Source organism: Burkholderia sp. B10 (assembly GCF_004368385.1).
GTDB classification, from domain to species: Bacteria; Pseudomonadota; Gammaproteobacteria; order Burkholderiales; family Burkholderiaceae; genus Burkholderia; species Burkholderia vietnamiensis.
The window spans coordinates 16,576-32,871 of record NZ_PQMX01000006.1 but is presented as its reverse complement, the minus strand read 5'-3'; the positions used below and the strand labels follow the sequence as shown (position 1 = coordinate 32,871).

The window sequence follows — 16,296 nt, the reverse complement described above, 5'->3', positions numbered from 1 at the left end:
GCAGTTGCCGTCAGATTTGCGGAAGGTCGCGCAGCGTGCGCGACTCGTTCGTCGCGTCGATGTCGAGCTCGATCCCTTCGGATGCGTCGCGGTACAGCACGCGTTTCAACCTCGGCCCGACGGCCGTTGCGTCCGCTTCGTCGAACACGGCCAACACGTCGGCGCCGGCGGCGAGCGCGCGGGCGACCTCCGCGACCGTCGCCTCGCTGGGCGCTGCGGCCCACGAGCGGTCCGTTGGGTTGACGGCCGCCCAGCGCACGTGTGTCACCCGCGCGCTGCGCACATCGATTCGGACACCATTCACCGCGAACATCGACATCGACCTCTCCTTCGAAACGGTTGCGACCGGCCGCGCGCGCGGCTTCGGCCGACGCGATTTTCGATGATACATTGAGACGCTTTGCAACCGTCAACAGACCATCGTGCACCGGAGAAACACATGACCGACGCCTGGGGAACCTTCCCGGCCAGAATGGGCGACCATCAGGCTTTCATCAGCTTCAATCACGCGTTCGCGGAAATCGCCGAGACCGACCCGCGCACGTCGCTGCTCAGCGTGCGCGTCGCGCTCGCGCATCCGACGCCCGACGGCCTGCCCGGCAGCGACGAATTCGCCGAACTCACGCGCGTCGAGACGCTGCTGGACGCCGCGGTGACCGGGCGCAACGGCGTACAGGTCGGCCGCATCACCGTCGACAACAACCAGGATTTCCTGTTTTACGTGTCGTTCGACGAAGACACCGCGGCCGGGATCGTCGACGCGCTGGCCGACCAGACGGCCTACGCACTTCAATACGCATACCACGAGGATCCGGACAAGGAGACCTACTGGCGCACGCTCTACCCGACCGACGACGACTGGCAATTGATGCGCGACATGCGCGGGCTCGACGCCCTGCTGCAAAAAGGCGACGTCGGCGACGTGAGCCGGCGCGTGGCGCACTGGGCCTACTTCCCCGATCCGAGCGACGCGCACCAGTTCGCCGACTGGGCCGAATCGAAGGGCTATCTGGTCGAATCGGTCGCGCCGACCGAGGACGGCAAATCGGCCGTGCGCTTCGCGCACGAAGGGACGATGGCGCTGGCCGACATCACGCGCCATACGCTCGAGATCAACCGCGAGGTGCGCGCGCTCGGCGGCAACTACGACGGTTGGGAAACGAGCGTCGAACAGGCTGGGTGAGCGGGCCGGAGCGTAGCGCGCGCGCTGACGGCTGGCGGGCCGAGACGCCCCGGCGGCGCATCGGCGGAAATAGGCATCATCAACCTATAGACGCGGTCGTCCCGAGCGCTCGCTCGAGCCCTGACAGCCACTGACGCATCCGGCCTGCAAAAAGTCCCCGCTCCTGCACGAGCGAGCGGGGAAACGTTGACCGGGCCGGGGAGAACGGTCAACTCGTCGGATTGTGATCGTGGCGCGCGCAACCGTCTGTGCGACAACTCACCCTTGCAACCGGCAAGCGCCAGTGTCGATCGCACTCGGCGACAGCGACGCTTGCACCTTTCGTCGGCGAATTCCGTTGTTTCCCTCCGCGCGGCACGCGCCGCGTCCGCGATGTGCCGGCGCGTCCGGATGCGCGCTGCACCGCGTGAATCTTGTGTGAATTTCGCTCGTGGGAATAAATTCCGGACGCACGGTGCCGTTATTCTCGGAATGATCGCGAACGCGTCGACGAGCGCGGCGCGGCGGCGATCGCGCGTTAGCTGCTCGTGTGACCTCTGTCGCCGCATTCCGCTGCGGACGGAGGCCGCCGCACTGCGACAGTCGAGCTATAGAAATCACCGCAATACGATGCAAACCATGACACTCGCTCAGGCACAACACGACGGCGTCGACGTCTGGATCGTTCCGTTGCCCGGACACGCCGCCTACGCCTATACGCACCTCAAGCGGGTATTCGGATCCGACGACTCGCGACATCGCGTCGTGACCATCGACCTGCGTCGGCTGCTCGCGTGCGCGGACCGCGACACGACCGATTACGTGCTGCCGTCCGTTCAGGACTGGCCGCCCGGCAAGGCGGCCGGCATTCGCGAATTTCTCGACCCGGACAAGGCGCGGATTCCGGACATGCCGTTCATCACGTTCCGCGAGACGAGGCCGCGGACGCTGCTCGGCATCCCGAGTCTGTCGAAGACCGGCGTTGCGTCGTTCCGGAACGGGCAGCATCGCGCGCGCTATCTGGCGCACGCGGGCGCGACGCGCGTGCCGGTGGAGGTGCATGAGACGGAAGCGGATTTGCTCGCGCGCTATTGCGGTATGTGAGGCTCGATCGGATCGGCAGTGGCGGCGGTTCGGTCTCGACGTTCGCGAACACGGCGCGACGACGTTGTGCCGTTGGCCTCAGTCGGTCGTGACCGACCTGCGTGGGACCGACAGACTGATGCCGAAGCCCCGCGACGGTAAAGGCTCCGCGACGCTCGTGCCGCCGAGCCGTCGCACGCGATCGCGAATGCCGGCGAGCCCCGACGAGTGAACCGCAGCCGGCGGGCGCTCGGTTGACGGGGCCGGCTCGCCGTCGTCCTCGATCGACAGGTCGCATTGCGATTCCGTGCAACGAAATGCGATCCGGACTTCGGTCGGATTCCATGCGTGCCGCGCAATGTTCGTGAGCGCCTCCTGGACGATGCGGAACAACGCCGTCGACGCGGCGTCCGTGAATCTCACATCGCAACGCTCTGTGTGGAACAGCACCCGCAAGCCGGAGCGTTGCCGAAAGTCGTCCACCAGCCACTCGAGCGCGGGAAGCAGGCCGAGATCGTCCAGGATCGCCGGCCGCAAACCGGCCGACAAGCGTCGCACCGACAGGATCGCGCGGTCGAGCGCGGCGCGCATGCTGTCGGCGAGTTGGGCCGCTTGGGCACTCGGCGTCGCGTCATCCTGCGTCACGAGCCTGTTCAGGCCCATCTTCAGCGCCGTCAGTTGTTGGCCGAGGTCGTCGTGCAGTTCTCGCGAGATCCGCTTCTTTTCTTCCTCTCGGGCCGTCTCGATACGCGCCGCAAGTTCGCTTGCGTACTCCAGTTGCTTCAGGCGATTACGTTCGGTCATGTCGCGCGTGACTTTCGCGAAGCCCAGCAATTTGCCGGCCGGACCGTAGACCGCCGTAATCACGACGTTGGCCCAGAAACGCGATCCGTCTTTGCGCAGCCGCCAGCCCTCGTCCTCCACCCGGCCCTGTGCGGCCGCGGTCGCCAGTTCCCTCTCCGGCTTGCGCGCCGCGATGTCTTCCGCCGGATAGAAACGCGACACGTGGTGGCCGATGATCTCCGCCGGTTCGAAACCTTTGAGCCGCTTCGCACCGGCGTTCCAGCTGGTGATGTGACCGTCCGGGTCGAGCATGAAAACGGCATCCTCGACCGCGTCCATCAGCAAACGCAAGCGCTCTTCGCTCTGACGCAGTCTCTCTTCATTGCTGCGGCGCTCGGTCAGGTCGCGCGTGACTTTCGCGAAGCCGACCAGCATGCCGTCGCGGTCTCGCAGCGGCGTAATGACGACGTTGGCCCAGAACCTCGAACCATCGCGGCGTATGCGCCACCCTTCGTCCTCCCAGCGTCCGAGCGTGACGGCGCGAGCGAGTTCTTCCGCCGGATAGCCGCGCTGTTGCGCGTCGGATGGGTAAAAGACCGAGAAGTGCTGGCCGATGATTTCGTCGGCGCGATAGCCTTTGATACGCTCCGCGCCGGCGTTCCAGCTGGCGACATGGCCAGTCGGGTCCAGCAGAAAAATCGCATAGTCGCGGATTGCGTCGACCAGCGAGCGGTAGCGCTCCTCCGCTGAAACCATGGCGATCGCCTCGCTCGGGTGCCCGCCGTTCGGTCCGTTTTCGGCATATTCCAAGGCGCTCGTTCCTCCATAAACCTTGTGTCGGATATCGACAGAATAAACCGCGGTCGAATTGGCGGTGATATTGCGGCGGTAATCATGCTGAAAATAGGGGCGCCAAAAGCGATCGTGCTGCTTCCCCGTTTGTGTCCATCAGAAAAAAATGCTGATTTGACACCTTCAGCCACCGACTGATCCAAGTCAACACCGGCATACTGATTTAGCATCAAATTAGTTAACAAAACAAATAACCTTGAACCAGACCGTAGGTACCGGGCTCGGCTATGCGATGGGCCGCTTGCGATGCCCGCGGCCGACTGACATGATCGACTCGCAAGCGCACCTTAGGCGCATGTGCGTGCAGCGAAATCTGCTAGTCGCAATGGAAATACTAAATCAAACAAGAAACGAGGAAGACCATGAAACATATTGGCCCTGTGCTGCTTGTCGTTGCAGCTCTCGCGGGATGTAATTCGAAGCAGGACAACACTCATTCGGCAACCACAACGGCGGCACCTGCCGCGGCCAGTGACACTGCCCCGGCCTCTCAGGTTTCTCCGACGCAAACGACCACCACTGCCCCGCCCGCGCCTCGGCATAATTACGCCATCAATCAGGACGGGACTTATGGTTACGAGCCGGGCCTAAGCGAAGATGATATTCGTGCCGGAAAGACGGCCAAGCCTTTGGTCATGATGCGATACGTCGGCCTTCGCGACGGCACGTACATCCTGCTGTTGATCGACGAAGATAATCCGAATTTCTCGACGCGCGTCGCGTGTCAAGCGCCCTGTGAATTCGCAAAATCGCAGACTATGGCCGGAGATATGGTGGTAAAGACGGAAACCATACGTGTTGCGCCGGGATCCCTGTTGAATGGAATGGTGGAAGATGCCGTAGCCGGGCAACTGATTCCGTTCGGCCAGAGAGCGCCAAGTCAGACCGTGAGCCAAGCTCCGGTCGGTGCAACATCGTCATCGCAAGTGCTGCAACCACCGACCACGACCACACCCGCCACCGACGCTCAGTATGACTCTGCCAACGGCCCCGTCCAGCAAACGAGCTTCGACTGCAGCAAGGCGAAGTCGATTCCAGAGTTTCTGATCTGTCACGATCCGGATTTGGCGGCAGCTGACCGCGACCTCGCCGACACGTACCGTCAGGCCAAGGAGGCCGCGGTAGACAAAACGGCGTTCAATAATAGAACGAGGCGGCAATGGAACTTTCGAGAAAAAAATTGCCGCGATAAAGACTGCCTGATGTCCTGGTATGCATATCAGAAGCGCGTGCTATCCAAGATTGCCCAGACCGGTGACGCGGCCGTTCAAGACAACTAGGACGGCGACCGCCGCGGGTCAAACTCCGCTCGATGAGGGACGCTGTCTGGGTTCGCCGCGGGTCCCGGGCCGGGTTCGGGTGGCTTGCGTCGGCTGACGCGCGCGGCTTCAACGGCGCGACGAGAAGCGACTGCTCGGCCGCGAGCCGTTTCCGGCAGCGCACCGCTGCCGCGCGACGGACTCGGCACTGGGAGCCGGCGCACGTATTCGTGACCCGGCAAAGGCGGACCCGGTGCGTTGCGGGATCGGCATGCGTCCGGCGACGGCTGCCCGCCCCTGCGACTTCACATAGCTCGTAAAGCGTTACCGCGCGCAATTCCCAATTCGGGAATGCCAAAACAAAAACGGCACTGTCCTGATGGACAGTGCCGTTTTCAACAACTTGATACCGCTAGGAATTCTTTGGGGTGGCTGATGGGACTCGAACCCACGACGACAGGAATCACAATCCTGGACTCTACCAACTGAGCTACAGCCACCACTGATACTGCTTTGCGTCTTCGCTGTTTCGTTTCGTGTTCAGCAGCGAAGAACAAGATTATACGAACACTTTTCCATCTTGCAAAGCATTTTTTTCAAAATTTTCGATAGCGTCGTTCAGATGCGTGCGCGCCTCGTCGAACACGCTCAGATCGCCGCGCGCGAGCTTCTTGTTGTCCGACAGCACGCGCCGCCAGCCACGTGCGCCCGCGACACCGCGATACAGCCCGAGCGCGTGCCGGACGATCGCGCCGAGATAGGTGCCGCGCTTCAACTCCGCCGCGCAATATTCGATCAGCTTCGCCTCGGCCTCTTCGCGCGTCGGCGCCGGCGCAGTCGATCCGTAAAAGCGCGCATCGACGCCCGCGAGCACGTACGGGTTGTGATACGCCTCGCGGCCGAGCATCACGCCGTCAACGTGCTCGAGATGCTCCGCCACCTCGTCGAGCGTCTTGATCCCGCCGTTGATCACGATCTCCAGCGCCGGGAAATCGCGCTTCAGCCGATACGCATAGTCGTACTTGAGCGGCGGGATCTCGCGGTTCTCCTTCGGCGACAGCCCTTTCAGGATCGCATTGCGGGCATGCACGATGAACGTGTCGCAGCCTGCCTGCGCAACCGTGCCGACGAAGTCGCGCACAAATGCATAGTCCTCCACTGCGTCGACCCCGATCCGGTGCTTGACCGTCACGGGCACCGACACCGCATCGCGCATCGCCTTCACGCAGTCGGCGACGAGTTGCGGCTCGTTCATCAGGCACGCACCGAATGCGCCGCGCTGCACGCGCTCGGACGGGCACCCGCAATTCAGGTTGATCTCGTCGTAGCCCCACTGCTCGCCGAGCTTCGCGGCGCGGGCGAGATCGTCCGGTTCGCTGCCGCCGAGTTGCAGCGCGACCGGCGATTCGTTCGGCGTGAACGCGAGATGCCGCTGCGCGTCGCCGAACAGCAGCGCGCCCGTCGTGATCATTTCCGTATACAGCCACGTGTCGCGCGTCAGCGTGCGATGGAACGAGCGGCAATGACGATCGGTCCAGTCAAGCATGGGCGCCACGGAAACGCGGCGGGGAGGAAGCGTAGACGGTGCGGACATGGAATTCGGGGCAGCAAGCAGCGCGAAAGGCAACCCGTGATTTTACCGCAACGCGGGCCGCACGGCCGCGCCGGCCACCGTAACGAGGCTACGCGGCCGCGCCGTCGCCCAGTTCGACGTCCACCGCGCGCCGCGCCTCGTCGAGCACGCGCTCGATCACACGTCGTTCGGTCAGCAGCATCCCGTCGACTTTCACGAGCCGCCAGTCGATCCGCACGACGGCGTCCTGCAGCACGCGGTAGTGCGCGTGCTCGCCGTCCCACACCTGCTCGGTCTTCACCTCGATCTCATAGCCTCGGTACGGCTCGCTGAAATCGCCGAGATCGCTGCCCGTCGGTTCCATCGCTGGCTCCGTCGCGCCACGGCGCCTGGCCGCCGCGGCGGCCGGCGACGCGCGCTCAATCGTATTCGTTGGACAAAACGGATCGGCCGTCGGCGGTCAGATCGACGCGCCCGGCTGCCGCCTGGTAGATCAGCCCTTCGTTCAGCAACGCATACACCACGTCGTCGAACGCGGCGGGCACCGGCCGGCTGTCGCCGAACTGGTCGATCCACTTCAGCGCCTCGATGGCTTCGGGAGAAAGGATGGGGGTCATGCGTTGGCCTCCGGCATCGGTGTCGCTCCATCCTAGCACTTCGTCCGGACGGCGAATACCGAGGCAAACGCGGGCTGAACCCGCCGCCCGCCGCCGCGCGGACGGGCAACCGCCCCACCCGCGCGCCGGCACGGCAAACCGGCTCAGAGGCGCGCGATCGACACCTCGGTCGACTTGACGAGCGCAACGACTTCCGCGCCGACCTTCAGTTCGAGTTCGTCGACCGAGCGCGTGGTGATCACCGACGTGACGATGCCGAACGGCGTCTCGACGTCGACTTCCGACACCACCGGCCCGCGGATGATCTCCTTCACCTTGCCTTTGAACTGGTTACGTACGTTGATTGCAGTGATGCTCATCGGGTAATCGCTCCGAATGGAAAGTCCAGGGACGGGCGGCCTCAGCCGCCCGCGTTTAAACGGCCCAGCGAATCTGCGCGGCCGGTCGTACGTAATCGTCGTCGCGTGCCGCGTGCGGATCGGCACCGCCCGGCCCGCCGGCGAGCACGCGTTGCAGCACGCGGTCCTCGAGCGCCGCGAACGCCGCCGACGCGCGCGCACGCGGCCGCTCGAGCGGCACGGGCTGATCGAGCGCGACGCGCCCCTGCTCGATCAGCAGGATCCGGTCGCCGAGCGCGACGGCTTCCTGCACGTCGTGCGTGACGAGCAGCGCGGTGAACCGGTGCTCGCGCCACAAGCGCTCGATCAGCGCATGCATTTCGATGCGGGTGAGCGCGTCGAGCGCGCCGAGCGGCTCGTCGAGTAGCAGCAACTGCGGCCGGTGCACGAGCGCACGGGCCAGCGCGACGCGTTGCCGCTGGCCGCCCGACAGCTGGGCCGGCCAGTCGTTCGCGCGCTCCAGCAGTCCGACTTCGTCGAGCACCGCACGCGCCCGCTCGCGCGCCTCTCGGCCGCGGCCGAGGCCAAGCATCACGTTCTGCAGCACGGTCTTCCACGGCAGCAGGCGCGCGTCCTGGTACATGATCCGCGTGTCGGGCACGCCGCCGCCGTCGCCGTGCGTCGCGAGCGTGCCGCTGCTCGGCGCGTCGAGCCCCGCGACGAGACGCAGCAGCGTCGATTTCCCGCAGCCGCTGCGACCGACGATCGCCACGAAGCTGCCGCGCGCGATGCCGAGTTCGACGTCATCGAGCACGGTGCGCGCACCGAACCGCTTGCTGACGCCCGACAGCGTCACCGCATCGTCCCGTGACGGATTGCCCGCGCGGCGCGGCGCGATCGGGACCACCGATGCGCGGCCGTCCCGCTCGGCGAGCGCCGCGTCGCGCGCGTCATCGTCGGTCACGCGCGCGTGTGCCAGCTCGGCCTCGAGGTCTGCGCCGGCGAGCGCGCCGTAGGCCGCCGCCGAAGTCGTCGCATTCATGCCTTTGCTCCGGGTTGATAAGCGGGGTGCCAGCGCAGCGTCACGCGCTCGATCCATTTCGCGAGCACGTCGGCCAGCTTGCCGAGCACCGCGTACAGCAGGATGCCGACCACCACTACATCGGTTTGCAGGAATTCGCGCGCGTTCATCGTCATGTAGCCGATACCCGATTGCGCGGAGATCGTTTCCGCGACGATCAGCATCACCCACATCAGCCCGAGCGCGAAGCGCACGCCCACGAGGATCGACGGCAATGCGCCGGGCAGGATCACGTCGCGATACAGCGCGAAGCCGCGCACGCCGTAGCTCTTCGCCATCTCGATCAGGTTCGCGTCGACCGAGCGGATCCCGTGATACGTGTTGATGTAGACCGGGAAAAACACGCCGAGCGCGACGAGGAACAGCTTCGCCTTCTCGTCGATGCCGAACCACAGGATCACGAGCGGAATCATCGCGAGCGCCGGGATGTTGCGGATCATCTGGATCGTCGAATCGAGCGCGACCTCCGCCGCCTTCGACAGACCGGTCGCGAGGCCGAGCGCCAGGCCGACGCCGCCGCCGATCGCGAAGCCGAACAGCGCGCGCCACGTGCTGACCTTGACGTTCGCCCACATTTCGCCCGACGTCACGAGCGACCATGCGGCGCGCACCACCGCCACCGGTTCCGGCAGCACGCGGGTCGACAGCCAGCCGACGCGCGCGCCGATCTCCCACCCGGCCAACAGCGCGAGCGGCACGAGCCACGGCGCGACGCCGCGCCACGCGCGGGCGGCGACGGCGGCGGTCACGGAGATTTTCGTTGTCATCGCCAGCCTCCTTCGTTCAGCTCTGGCTCGCCTTCGGCAGATAGTTGTTGCCGACGATCTCGCCGAACGGCCCGGACAGCGGACCGGACGCCCGCTTCGCGCCGCCGCTCTTGATCAGCGGGAACACGAGTTCCGCGAAACGGTATGACTCCTCGAGATGCGGATAGCCGGACAGGATGAACGTCTCGATGCCGAGATCCGCGTATTCGCGCATGCGTTCCGCGACCTGCTGCGGATTGCCGACGAGCGCCGTTCCCGCGCCGCCGCGCACGAGACCGACGCCGGCCCACAGGTTCGGATACACCTCGAGCGTGTCGCGGCCGCCGCGCTTGCCGCCGTGCAGCGCGGCCATCCGGCGTTGGCCTTCCGAATCCATGTTCGCGAACACCTGCTGCGCGCGGGCGATCGTTTCGTCGTCGAGACGGCTGATCAGGCGCTCCGCGTCGCGCCACGCTTCGTCCTCGGTCTCGCGCACGATCACGTGCAGGCGGATGCCGAACTTGATCTTGCGGCCGCGCGCGTCGGCGCGGGCGCGGATGTCGGCGATCTTCTTCGCGACGGCCTCGGGTGGCTCGCCCCAGGTCAGATAGGTGTCGATGTGGTCGGCTGCGATCGCATGCGCGGCCGGCGACGAGCCACCGAACCACAGCGGCGGATGCGGCCGTTGCACGGGCGGATACAGCGCCTTGCCGCCCTTCGACTGCAGATGCTTGCCGATATAGTCGAAGCCGCCGTTGTCGTGGGACGCGGTGAGCAGCCCACGCCAGATGTTCAGGAAGTCGTCGGTGATTTCGTAGCGCGTGTCGTGATCGGCGAACAGGCCGTCGCCTTCGAGCTCGGCGGAGTCGCCGCCCGTCACGACGTTGATCAGCAGCCGGCCGCCCGACAGCCGGTCGAACGTCGCGGCCATCCGCGCCGACAGCCCCGGCGACGCGATGCCGGGACGGATCGCGACGAGGAACTTCAGACGCTGCGTCGCCGGGATCAGGCTCGACGCGACGACCCACGCATCCTCGCAGGAACGGCCCGTGGGCAGCAGCACGCCTTCGTAGCCGAGCGTATCGGCGGCGACGGCGATCTGCTTGAAATAGTCGTAGTCCGCTGCGCGCGCGCCTTCGGTCGTGCCGAGGTATCGGCTGTCGCCGTGCGTGGGAATAAACCAGAAAACGTTCATCTGCTGCTCCTGCTTGACTGTTCGTGCCGGAATTCGGACAAAAGGCGCCCCTGCATGCATCGCGATTACGCGGCGCATGCATGGTGTGCATTCAAATCGGGATGGCTCGCCGGCCTGATCGTGCCGCTCGCGAGAGCGCCACTGCACGGCTGATTCCGGGAAATCAGTCTATGGATCGCTACAGGGCTTAGGAACGATTTTTTTGAGCTTAGGTTTTCCGCTTTCGTGATTAGCACGACGCTGCAGCGAATATCGCGTCGACCGGCCCCTATAATGACGGATCTCTCCGAACAACTTCGCGCGCCCGGCTTGCGTCGTGCACGCCTGCAATGCACTCATCGATGCAGAAACTGATCCTGCCGTTCCTGTCCGGCTTCCTGGCCGCCCTGTTCTTCCGCGAAGCGACGCTCGCGCTGCTGCATACGGCCGATCTGATCGCCGCCGCCGGCTTCTCGACGCAACCGTTCGCGCCGCTCGGTATTCCTGAATTCGTCGCGAACGCGCTGATCAGCGCGTGCTGTGCGGTGCCGATGGCGTGGCTGCTGCGCGTGTCGCCGGATCGCGAAGCACCGTGGATCGGCGCACTGGTATTCGGCGGCATCGTGTTGACCGCGGCACGCGTGTTCGCGATCGATCCGCTGCGCGGCATCTGGCCGTCGGGCAACATGATGCCCGTGCTCGCAGCCGGTTTCGCGACCAACGCGGTGTGGGGATTCGGCGCGCTCGTGTTCATGCGCGCGTTCATGTCGGACGACGCCGGCGACGAGTAAGCGCGCCCGTCCGCAGCGCGGACGGCGTTGCGGCCGCGACGCGGCCGAACCGCTATCCGCAACGCAAAGAGGCCGCGTGCATCTGCACGCGGCCTCTTTTGTTTTTGAAGCGATCGCGTGACGCTCGCGATCAGTCCTCGAGGTCGCGCAGCGGATGGGTGTCGGGCGTCCACGGGCTGTCGAACATCGCGACGACGTGCGCGCGATCGAGCGCGTCGATCGACTTGAAGCGCCACACCGGCTGGTGGTCCTTGTCGACGATCAAGGCCCTGACGCCTTCGATCACGTCGCCGTGCGCGAACGTCGAGCGCGTGAGGTCGAGGTCGCGCCGCAGGCAATCGGCCATCGTCGCATCGCGCGCGCGCTCGACGACCTCGAGCGACACGGCCATCGACAGCGGCGACAACTGGCTGCGCATCGCATCGGCGGCCTGCGCGACCCATCCGTCGACGGCCGCGCCGTCGCGCGCCGCGTCGAGCGACGCGAGGATCGCGCCGAGGTCGGGCTGCGCGAAATGGCGGTCGATGCCGGCGCGCGCGGCGGCGAGCGCCGACGTATCGGGCGTCGGCACGACGCGGTGCGCGGCGGCCGCGTCGATCACGCATTGCACTGCGTGCGCGCCGCTGTCGAGGCGCGCGCTGCGCAGCGTATCGAGCAGCGCAGGCAGCGCCGCATCGGGCAGATAGACGTCAGCGAGCTGCGCGTACAACGCGCCGGCCGCATCGAGCGTCGCGCCCGTCACCGCGAGGTAGCGGCCGATCGTGCCGGGCGTGCGCGCGAGAAACCAGCTCATGCCGACGTCCGGGAACAGGCCGATGCGCGTCTCGGGCATCGCCATCCTGGTCGAATCGGTCACGACCCGCAGGCCGCCGGTATGGCGCGCGGCCTGCGAGATGCCCATGCCGCCGCCCATCACGACGCCGTGCATCAGCGCGATATACGGTTTCGGATACGTGAAGATCGTATGGTTGAGCGTGTATTCGTCGATGAAGAACGTGTCGATCGCATCGCGCTCGCCGCGTTGCCATGCGTCGTGGAAGAAGCGCACGTCGCCGCCCGCGCAAAATGCGCGCGGATGCGGGCTGTGCACGACGACGGCGACCACGTCGGGATCGGCGCGCCACGCGTCGAGCGCCTGCTGCATCAGGCGGATCATCCCGACCGACAGCGCATTGAGCGCCTTCGGGCGGTTCAGTTCGAGATAGCCGATGCGGTTCGCGACGTACGCGCGCACATCGGGCTGAGGCGTGTCCGCGCCAGCGGGCCCGGAACGGGAAGTGGAATCGGTCATGTGAGTCATCCGGCGTATCGCGGGCGCACGCTCAGTGCGCCTGCATCTTCGAGAACAGGTTCAGTACCACGACGCCCGAGACGATCAGCCCGAGGCCGATCACCGCCGGTACGTCGGGCACCTGGCGATACAGCAGCATCGCGACGAGCGTGATCAGCACGATGCCGGCGCCGGACCACACCGCGTAGATGATGCCGACGGGCATCGTGCGCAACGTGAGCGACAGGCAGTAGAACGCGATCCCGTAGCCGGCGACGACCAGCGCCGACGGCCAGAAGCGCGTGAAGCCGTCGGCCGCGCGCAGCGCGGATGTGCCGACCACTTCCGCGACGATCGCGATCGCGAGCCATGCGTAACCGGGCAGTTGCATCGGTCAGCTCCTTTCGAGTGCCAGCACCGCATAGTCGTGTCCGAGTTCGGCGCACAGCGCTTCGACGACGAACTCGTGATCCGCGCGCTGCGGCAACCCCGATGCGGTGATCGAGCCGATCACGCCGGCCCCGGCGACGGTCAGCGGAAACGAGCCGCCGTGCGGCGAATATTCGGAGATCGGCAGCCCGTGCTTGTCCGCGAGCGTTGCGCCGGCCTGCTGCATGCGCAGGCCGATCGCATACGAGCTGCGGCGAAAATGCGCGACCACGGCGCGCTTGCGACGCACCCAGTCCGCGTTGTCGGGCGTCGCGCCCGCAAGCACCGCAAAGAACAGCGGCTGACCGAACGTCGCGATGTCGATCGCGATCGCATGGCCGCGTGCCGTCGCGAGCGCATGCATGCGGTTGCCGAGCGACCATGCGCGCGCGGGGTCGAATTGGGGAAACACGAGCGCCTGTTCCTGCGCGCCGATCGATTGCAGATCGTGAGCGATGTCCATGAATCCGTCGAGGCAGTAGTGAGGGTTGCAACGGCGACGATGCGAGATGCGCACGGCCGCGCTGCGGTATGAATGACACGAGCAAACCGAGCGATTCTAGCGCACGCGCCCGAACCTCCGCCCTGCGCGGCCCGCGATGGGCCGTGCAGCACGATTGTCAGAAAGTGCTTGCATGCATTTGGGGAAGTCCATATAATTCAATTCTTCGACGGACGCGGGGTGGAGCAGTCTGGCAGCTCGTCGGGCTCATAACCCGAAGGTCGTAGGTTCAAATCCTACCCCCGCAACCAACGTCCCGATTCATGCAAAAAGCCCGGCTCTGCGCCGGGCTTTTTGTTTTTCCGCGCCTGGTTTCTTGCATCGCTCGTCGCGCGCACCGCGGTACACCGCGCACACGCGCCGGCGTTCGAGAATGCGCGGCCCCGGTGATACACTCGCATCACCTCGTCCCTTCCACTCGACATGAAATTCTGCTCCGTCTGCGGCCACGAAGTCATCGCGCGCATTCCTCAGGGTGACAACCGCGAGCGCTTCGTTTGCGATCACTGCGGCACGATCCATTACCAGAATCCGCGCAACGTGGTCGGCACGGTGCCGGTCTGGGGCGATCAGGTGCTGCTGTGCCGCCGCGCGATCGAACCGCGCTACGGGTTCTGGACGCTGCCCGCGGGCTTCATGGAAATGGGCGAGACGACGGCCGAGGCCGCCGCACGCGAAACGCTCGAGGAAGCCGGCGCGCGCGTCGAGATACAGAACCTGTTCACGCTGCTCAACGTGCCGCACGTGCACCAGGTCCACCTGTTCTATCTGGCGCGGCTCATCGATCCCGACTACGAGGCCGGCGAGGAAAGCCTCGAAGTGAAGCTGTTCGACGAAGCCGACATCCCGTGGGACGAGATCGCGTTCCCGACCGTCAGCCAGACGCTGCGTTTCTTCTTCGCCGATCGCGCCGCCGGCGACTACGGCGTGCATACCGGCGATATCTTCCGCTCGCTGCGCACCGGCTGAGCCCGCGCCCCATGGTCCCCTGGCTCGACCCGGACGATCCGTTTCCGCCCGTCGAACGCGCGCTCGGGCCCGCGACCGGCGCGCCTGGGCTGCTCGCCGCGAGCGCCGACCTGCTGCCGTCGCGGCTGATCGACGCTTACCTGCGCGGCATCTTCCCGTGGTACTCGGACGGCCAGCCGGTGCTGTGGTGGAGCCCCGATCCGCGGATGATTCTCGCGCCGGCGGAATTCAAGGTGTCGCCGTCGCTGCGCAAGACGCTCAAGCGCGTGCTGCGCGACGCCGCATGGGAAGTGCGCGTCGATCACGATTTTGCCGGCGTGATGCGCGCCTGCGCGCAGGCGCCGCGCCGCGGTCAGCGCGGCACGTGGATCACCGCGGAGATCATCGACGCGTACACGTCGCTCCACCGCTCGGGCAACGCGCACAGCATCGAGACGTGGCACGACGGCCGGCGGGTGGGCGGCCTCTACGGCGTCGCGTTCGGACGGATGTTCTTCGGCGAATCGATGTACGCGGATGCCACCGACGCATCGAAAATCGCGCTGGCGACGCTGGTCGCGCACCTTCGCGACCAGGGGCTGGAAATGATAGACTGCCAGCAGAATACGTCGCATCTAGCGTCGCTCGGCGGCCGCGAGATCGCACGCAAGGCCTTTGTCGCTCACGTGCGCCGCGCGGTGGCCGAACCGCCGATTCCGTGGCAGTTCGACAAGCGCGCGCTCGCCGCGCTGACGGGCCCCGCCGGAGCGGCGGCCCCTCGTGGGATCGAGCGCTAGCGCGGCACTCCTTCCCTGCATCGAGAGCTGCCCATGACTCACCCGACTGAGCTGCCGCTTTCACCGCTTTCGGCGTTGCAATTCTATGCAACGGCGCCTTATCCGTGCAGCTATCTGGACGGTCGCATCGCGCGCTCGCAAGTCGCGACGCCGAGCCACCTGATCAACTCCGACATCTATACCGAACTCGTGAAGGCCGGCTTTCGCCGCTCGGGCGTGTTCACCTATCGGCCGTACTGCGACGGCTGTCGCGCGTGCGTGCCGGTGCGCGTGCCGGTGCGCGCGTTCACGCCGTCGCGCACGCAGCGCCGGATGTGGAAGCGCCACCGCGCACTGGTGGCGACGGTCTCGCCGCTGCACTACGACGAAGAGCACTACGCGCTCTACATGCGCTACCAGTCGGCGCGTCATGCGGGCGGCGGCATGGACCGCGACAGCCGCGACCAGTACGAGCAGTTCCTGCTGCAAAGCCGGATCAACTCGCGGCTCGTCGAATTCCGCGACCTCGACGCGTCGGGCGGCGAGCCCGGCAAGCTGCGCATGGTCAGCATGATCGACATCCTCGGCGACGGGCTGTCGTCGGTCTACACGTTCTTCGAGCCGGACGACGCGCACACGAGCTACGGCACCTACAACATCCTGTGGCAGATCGAGCAGGCGCGAAGCCTCGGGCTGCCGTACGTGTATCTCGGCTACTGGATCCGCGAAAGCCCGAAGATGGCGTACAAGGCGAACTTCCATCCGCTCGAAGGCTTGCTCGACGGACGCTGGAAGACGCTCGATCCGGCCCGCGTCGACCTGCCGCCCGTCGACGCCGCGCTCGCCCGCGCGCCGCTGCCGGGCGGGCATTCCGGCGCAGGCTGAGGACGGCGCGCGCTCGCGCGCCTTCAC

19 protein-coding genes and 2 tRNA genes are annotated in these 16,296 nt (G+C 66.0%); 8 read left to right on the top strand and 13 right to left on the bottom strand.

The window, feature by feature from the left end; translation table 11 throughout:
- Nucleotides 1–10 precede the first annotated feature (10 nt).
- On the bottom strand, nucleotides 11–319 hold the full coding sequence (locus tag C3Y15_RS04880) for a hypothetical protein (protein ID WP_011884709.1): 309 nt from the start codon (nucleotides 317–319) through the stop codon (nucleotides 11–13).
- A gap of 120 nt (nucleotides 320–439) precedes the next feature.
- On the opposite strand from C3Y15_RS04880, the gene C3Y15_RS04875 reads away from it, so the two are divergent.
- Both C3Y15_RS04875 and C3Y15_RS04870 read left to right on the top strand, forming a co-directional pair.
- Nucleotides 440–1,183, top strand: a complete 744-nt coding sequence (locus C3Y15_RS04875; RefSeq protein ID WP_014722976.1) for a DUF695 domain-containing protein — start codon at nucleotides 440–442, stop codon at nucleotides 1,181–1,183.
- Nucleotides 1,184–1,801: 618 nt separating this feature from the next.
- Nucleotides 1,802–2,266: a hypothetical protein gene (locus C3Y15_RS04870; protein ID WP_011884706.1), complete on the top strand. Its 465-nt coding sequence runs from the start codon at nucleotides 1,802–1,804 to the stop codon at nucleotides 2,264–2,266.
- A gap of 78 nt (nucleotides 2,267–2,344) precedes the next feature.
- Here C3Y15_RS04870 and C3Y15_RS04865 read toward each other — a convergent pair whose 3' ends face one another.
- Complete coding sequence (locus C3Y15_RS04865) at nucleotides 2,345–3,838, bottom strand: PAS domain S-box protein (RefSeq protein ID WP_106919337.1); 1,494 nt, start codon at nucleotides 3,836–3,838, stop codon at nucleotides 2,345–2,347.
- A 593-nt stretch (nucleotides 3,839–4,431) separates the two neighbouring features.
- Between C3Y15_RS04865 and C3Y15_RS04860 the strand changes: the two genes are divergently transcribed.
- Complete coding sequence (locus C3Y15_RS04860) at nucleotides 4,432–5,160, top strand: hypothetical protein (protein ID WP_045579472.1); 729 nt, start codon at nucleotides 4,432–4,434, stop codon at nucleotides 5,158–5,160.
- A 403-nt stretch (nucleotides 5,161–5,563) separates the two neighbouring features.
- Here C3Y15_RS04860 and C3Y15_RS04855 read toward each other — a convergent pair.
- The 8 genes from C3Y15_RS04855 to ssuD form a co-directional block, all read right to left on the bottom strand.
- A tRNA-His gene (locus C3Y15_RS04855) sits at nucleotides 5,564–5,639 on the bottom strand.
- A 59-nt stretch (nucleotides 5,640–5,698) separates the two neighbouring features.
- The gene (dusA, locus tag C3Y15_RS04850; protein WP_014722972.1) at nucleotides 5,699–6,685 is read right to left on the bottom strand and encodes a tRNA dihydrouridine(20/20a) synthase DusA; all 987 of its coding nucleotides are present in this window, start codon (nucleotides 6,683–6,685) and stop codon (nucleotides 5,699–5,701) included.
- Nucleotides 6,686–6,821: 136 nt separating this feature from the next.
- Complete coding sequence (locus C3Y15_RS04845; RefSeq protein WP_124259875.1) at nucleotides 6,822–7,076, bottom strand: hypothetical protein; 255 nt, start codon at nucleotides 7,074–7,076, stop codon at nucleotides 6,822–6,824.
- A gap of 55 nt (nucleotides 7,077–7,131) precedes the next feature.
- Nucleotides 7,132–7,329, bottom strand: coding sequence for a hypothetical protein (locus C3Y15_RS04840; protein WP_011884695.1), 198 nt, complete (start codon nucleotides 7,327–7,329; stop codon nucleotides 7,132–7,134).
- Nucleotides 7,330–7,472: 143 nt separating this feature from the next.
- Nucleotides 7,473–7,688, bottom strand: coding sequence for a molybdopterin-binding protein (locus tag C3Y15_RS04835; RefSeq protein WP_006400187.1), 216 nt, complete (start codon nucleotides 7,686–7,688; stop codon nucleotides 7,473–7,475).
- Between the two features lie 55 nt (nucleotides 7,689–7,743).
- Nucleotides 7,744–8,709 carry an ATP-binding cassette domain-containing protein gene (locus C3Y15_RS04830; protein WP_059895626.1) on the bottom strand — a complete coding sequence of 322 codons (966 nt, stop codon included), beginning with the start codon at nucleotides 8,707–8,709 and terminating at the stop codon, nucleotides 7,744–7,746.
- Nucleotides 8,706–9,515, bottom strand: coding sequence for an aliphatic sulfonate ABC transporter permease SsuC (gene ssuC, locus C3Y15_RS04825; protein ID WP_059694758.1), 810 nt, complete (start codon nucleotides 9,513–9,515; stop codon nucleotides 8,706–8,708). Before ssuC ends, C3Y15_RS04830 begins: the two co-directional genes overlap by 4 nt.
- A 16-nt stretch (nucleotides 9,516–9,531) precedes the next feature.
- Complete coding sequence (ssuD, locus tag C3Y15_RS04820; RefSeq protein ID WP_014722969.1) at nucleotides 9,532–10,689, bottom strand: FMNH2-dependent alkanesulfonate monooxygenase; 1,158 nt, start codon at nucleotides 10,687–10,689, stop codon at nucleotides 9,532–9,534.
- Between the two features lie 341 nt (nucleotides 10,690–11,030).
- On the opposite strand from ssuD, the gene C3Y15_RS04815 reads away from it, so the two are divergent.
- Complete coding sequence (locus C3Y15_RS04815) at nucleotides 11,031–11,459, top strand: hypothetical protein (RefSeq protein WP_014722967.1); 429 nt, start codon at nucleotides 11,031–11,033, stop codon at nucleotides 11,457–11,459.
- 130 nt (nucleotides 11,460–11,589) lie between these two features.
- Here C3Y15_RS04815 and C3Y15_RS04810 read toward each other — a convergent pair whose 3' ends face one another.
- From C3Y15_RS04810 to C3Y15_RS04800, 3 genes are read right to left on the bottom strand one after another with little or no spacing between them, the layout of a single operon-like run.
- The gene (locus tag C3Y15_RS04810) at nucleotides 11,590–12,750 is read right to left on the bottom strand and encodes an enoyl-CoA hydratase/isomerase family protein (RefSeq protein WP_124259874.1); all 1,161 of its coding nucleotides are present in this window, start codon (nucleotides 12,748–12,750) and stop codon (nucleotides 11,590–11,592) included.
- 31 nt (nucleotides 12,751–12,781) lie between these two features.
- Nucleotides 12,782–13,120, bottom strand: a complete 339-nt coding sequence (locus C3Y15_RS04805; protein WP_011884680.1) for a multidrug efflux SMR transporter — start codon at nucleotides 13,118–13,120, stop codon at nucleotides 12,782–12,784.
- 3 nt (nucleotides 13,121–13,123) lie between these two features.
- Nucleotides 13,124–13,621 carry a heme-degrading domain-containing protein gene (locus tag C3Y15_RS04800; protein WP_014722965.1) on the bottom strand — a complete coding sequence of 166 codons (498 nt, stop codon included), beginning with the start codon at nucleotides 13,619–13,621 and terminating at the stop codon, nucleotides 13,124–13,126.
- Nucleotides 13,622–13,834: 213 nt separating this feature from the next.
- On the opposite strand from C3Y15_RS04800, the gene C3Y15_RS04795 reads away from it, so the two are divergent.
- The 4 genes from C3Y15_RS04795 (at nucleotide 13,835) to C3Y15_RS04780 (ending at nucleotide 16,269) form a co-directional block, all read left to right on the top strand.
- Nucleotides 13,835–13,911, top strand: a tRNA-Met gene (locus C3Y15_RS04795).
- A 172-nt stretch (nucleotides 13,912–14,083) separates the two neighbouring features.
- Entirely contained in the window at nucleotides 14,084–14,629 is a 546-nt protein-coding gene (locus C3Y15_RS04790; protein ID WP_011884676.1) for an NUDIX hydrolase, read from the top strand.
- An 11-nt stretch (nucleotides 14,630–14,640) separates the two neighbouring features.
- Complete coding sequence (aat, locus tag C3Y15_RS04785) at nucleotides 14,641–15,405, top strand: leucyl/phenylalanyl-tRNA--protein transferase (RefSeq protein WP_014722964.1); 765 nt, start codon at nucleotides 14,641–14,643, stop codon at nucleotides 15,403–15,405.
- A gap of 33 nt (nucleotides 15,406–15,438) precedes the next feature.
- A complete protein-coding gene (locus C3Y15_RS04780) occupies nucleotides 15,439–16,269 on the top strand; it encodes an arginyltransferase (RefSeq protein ID WP_011884672.1) in 831 nt (276 codons plus the stop codon).
- The last annotated feature ends 27 nt before the right edge of the window (nucleotides 16,270–16,296 follow it).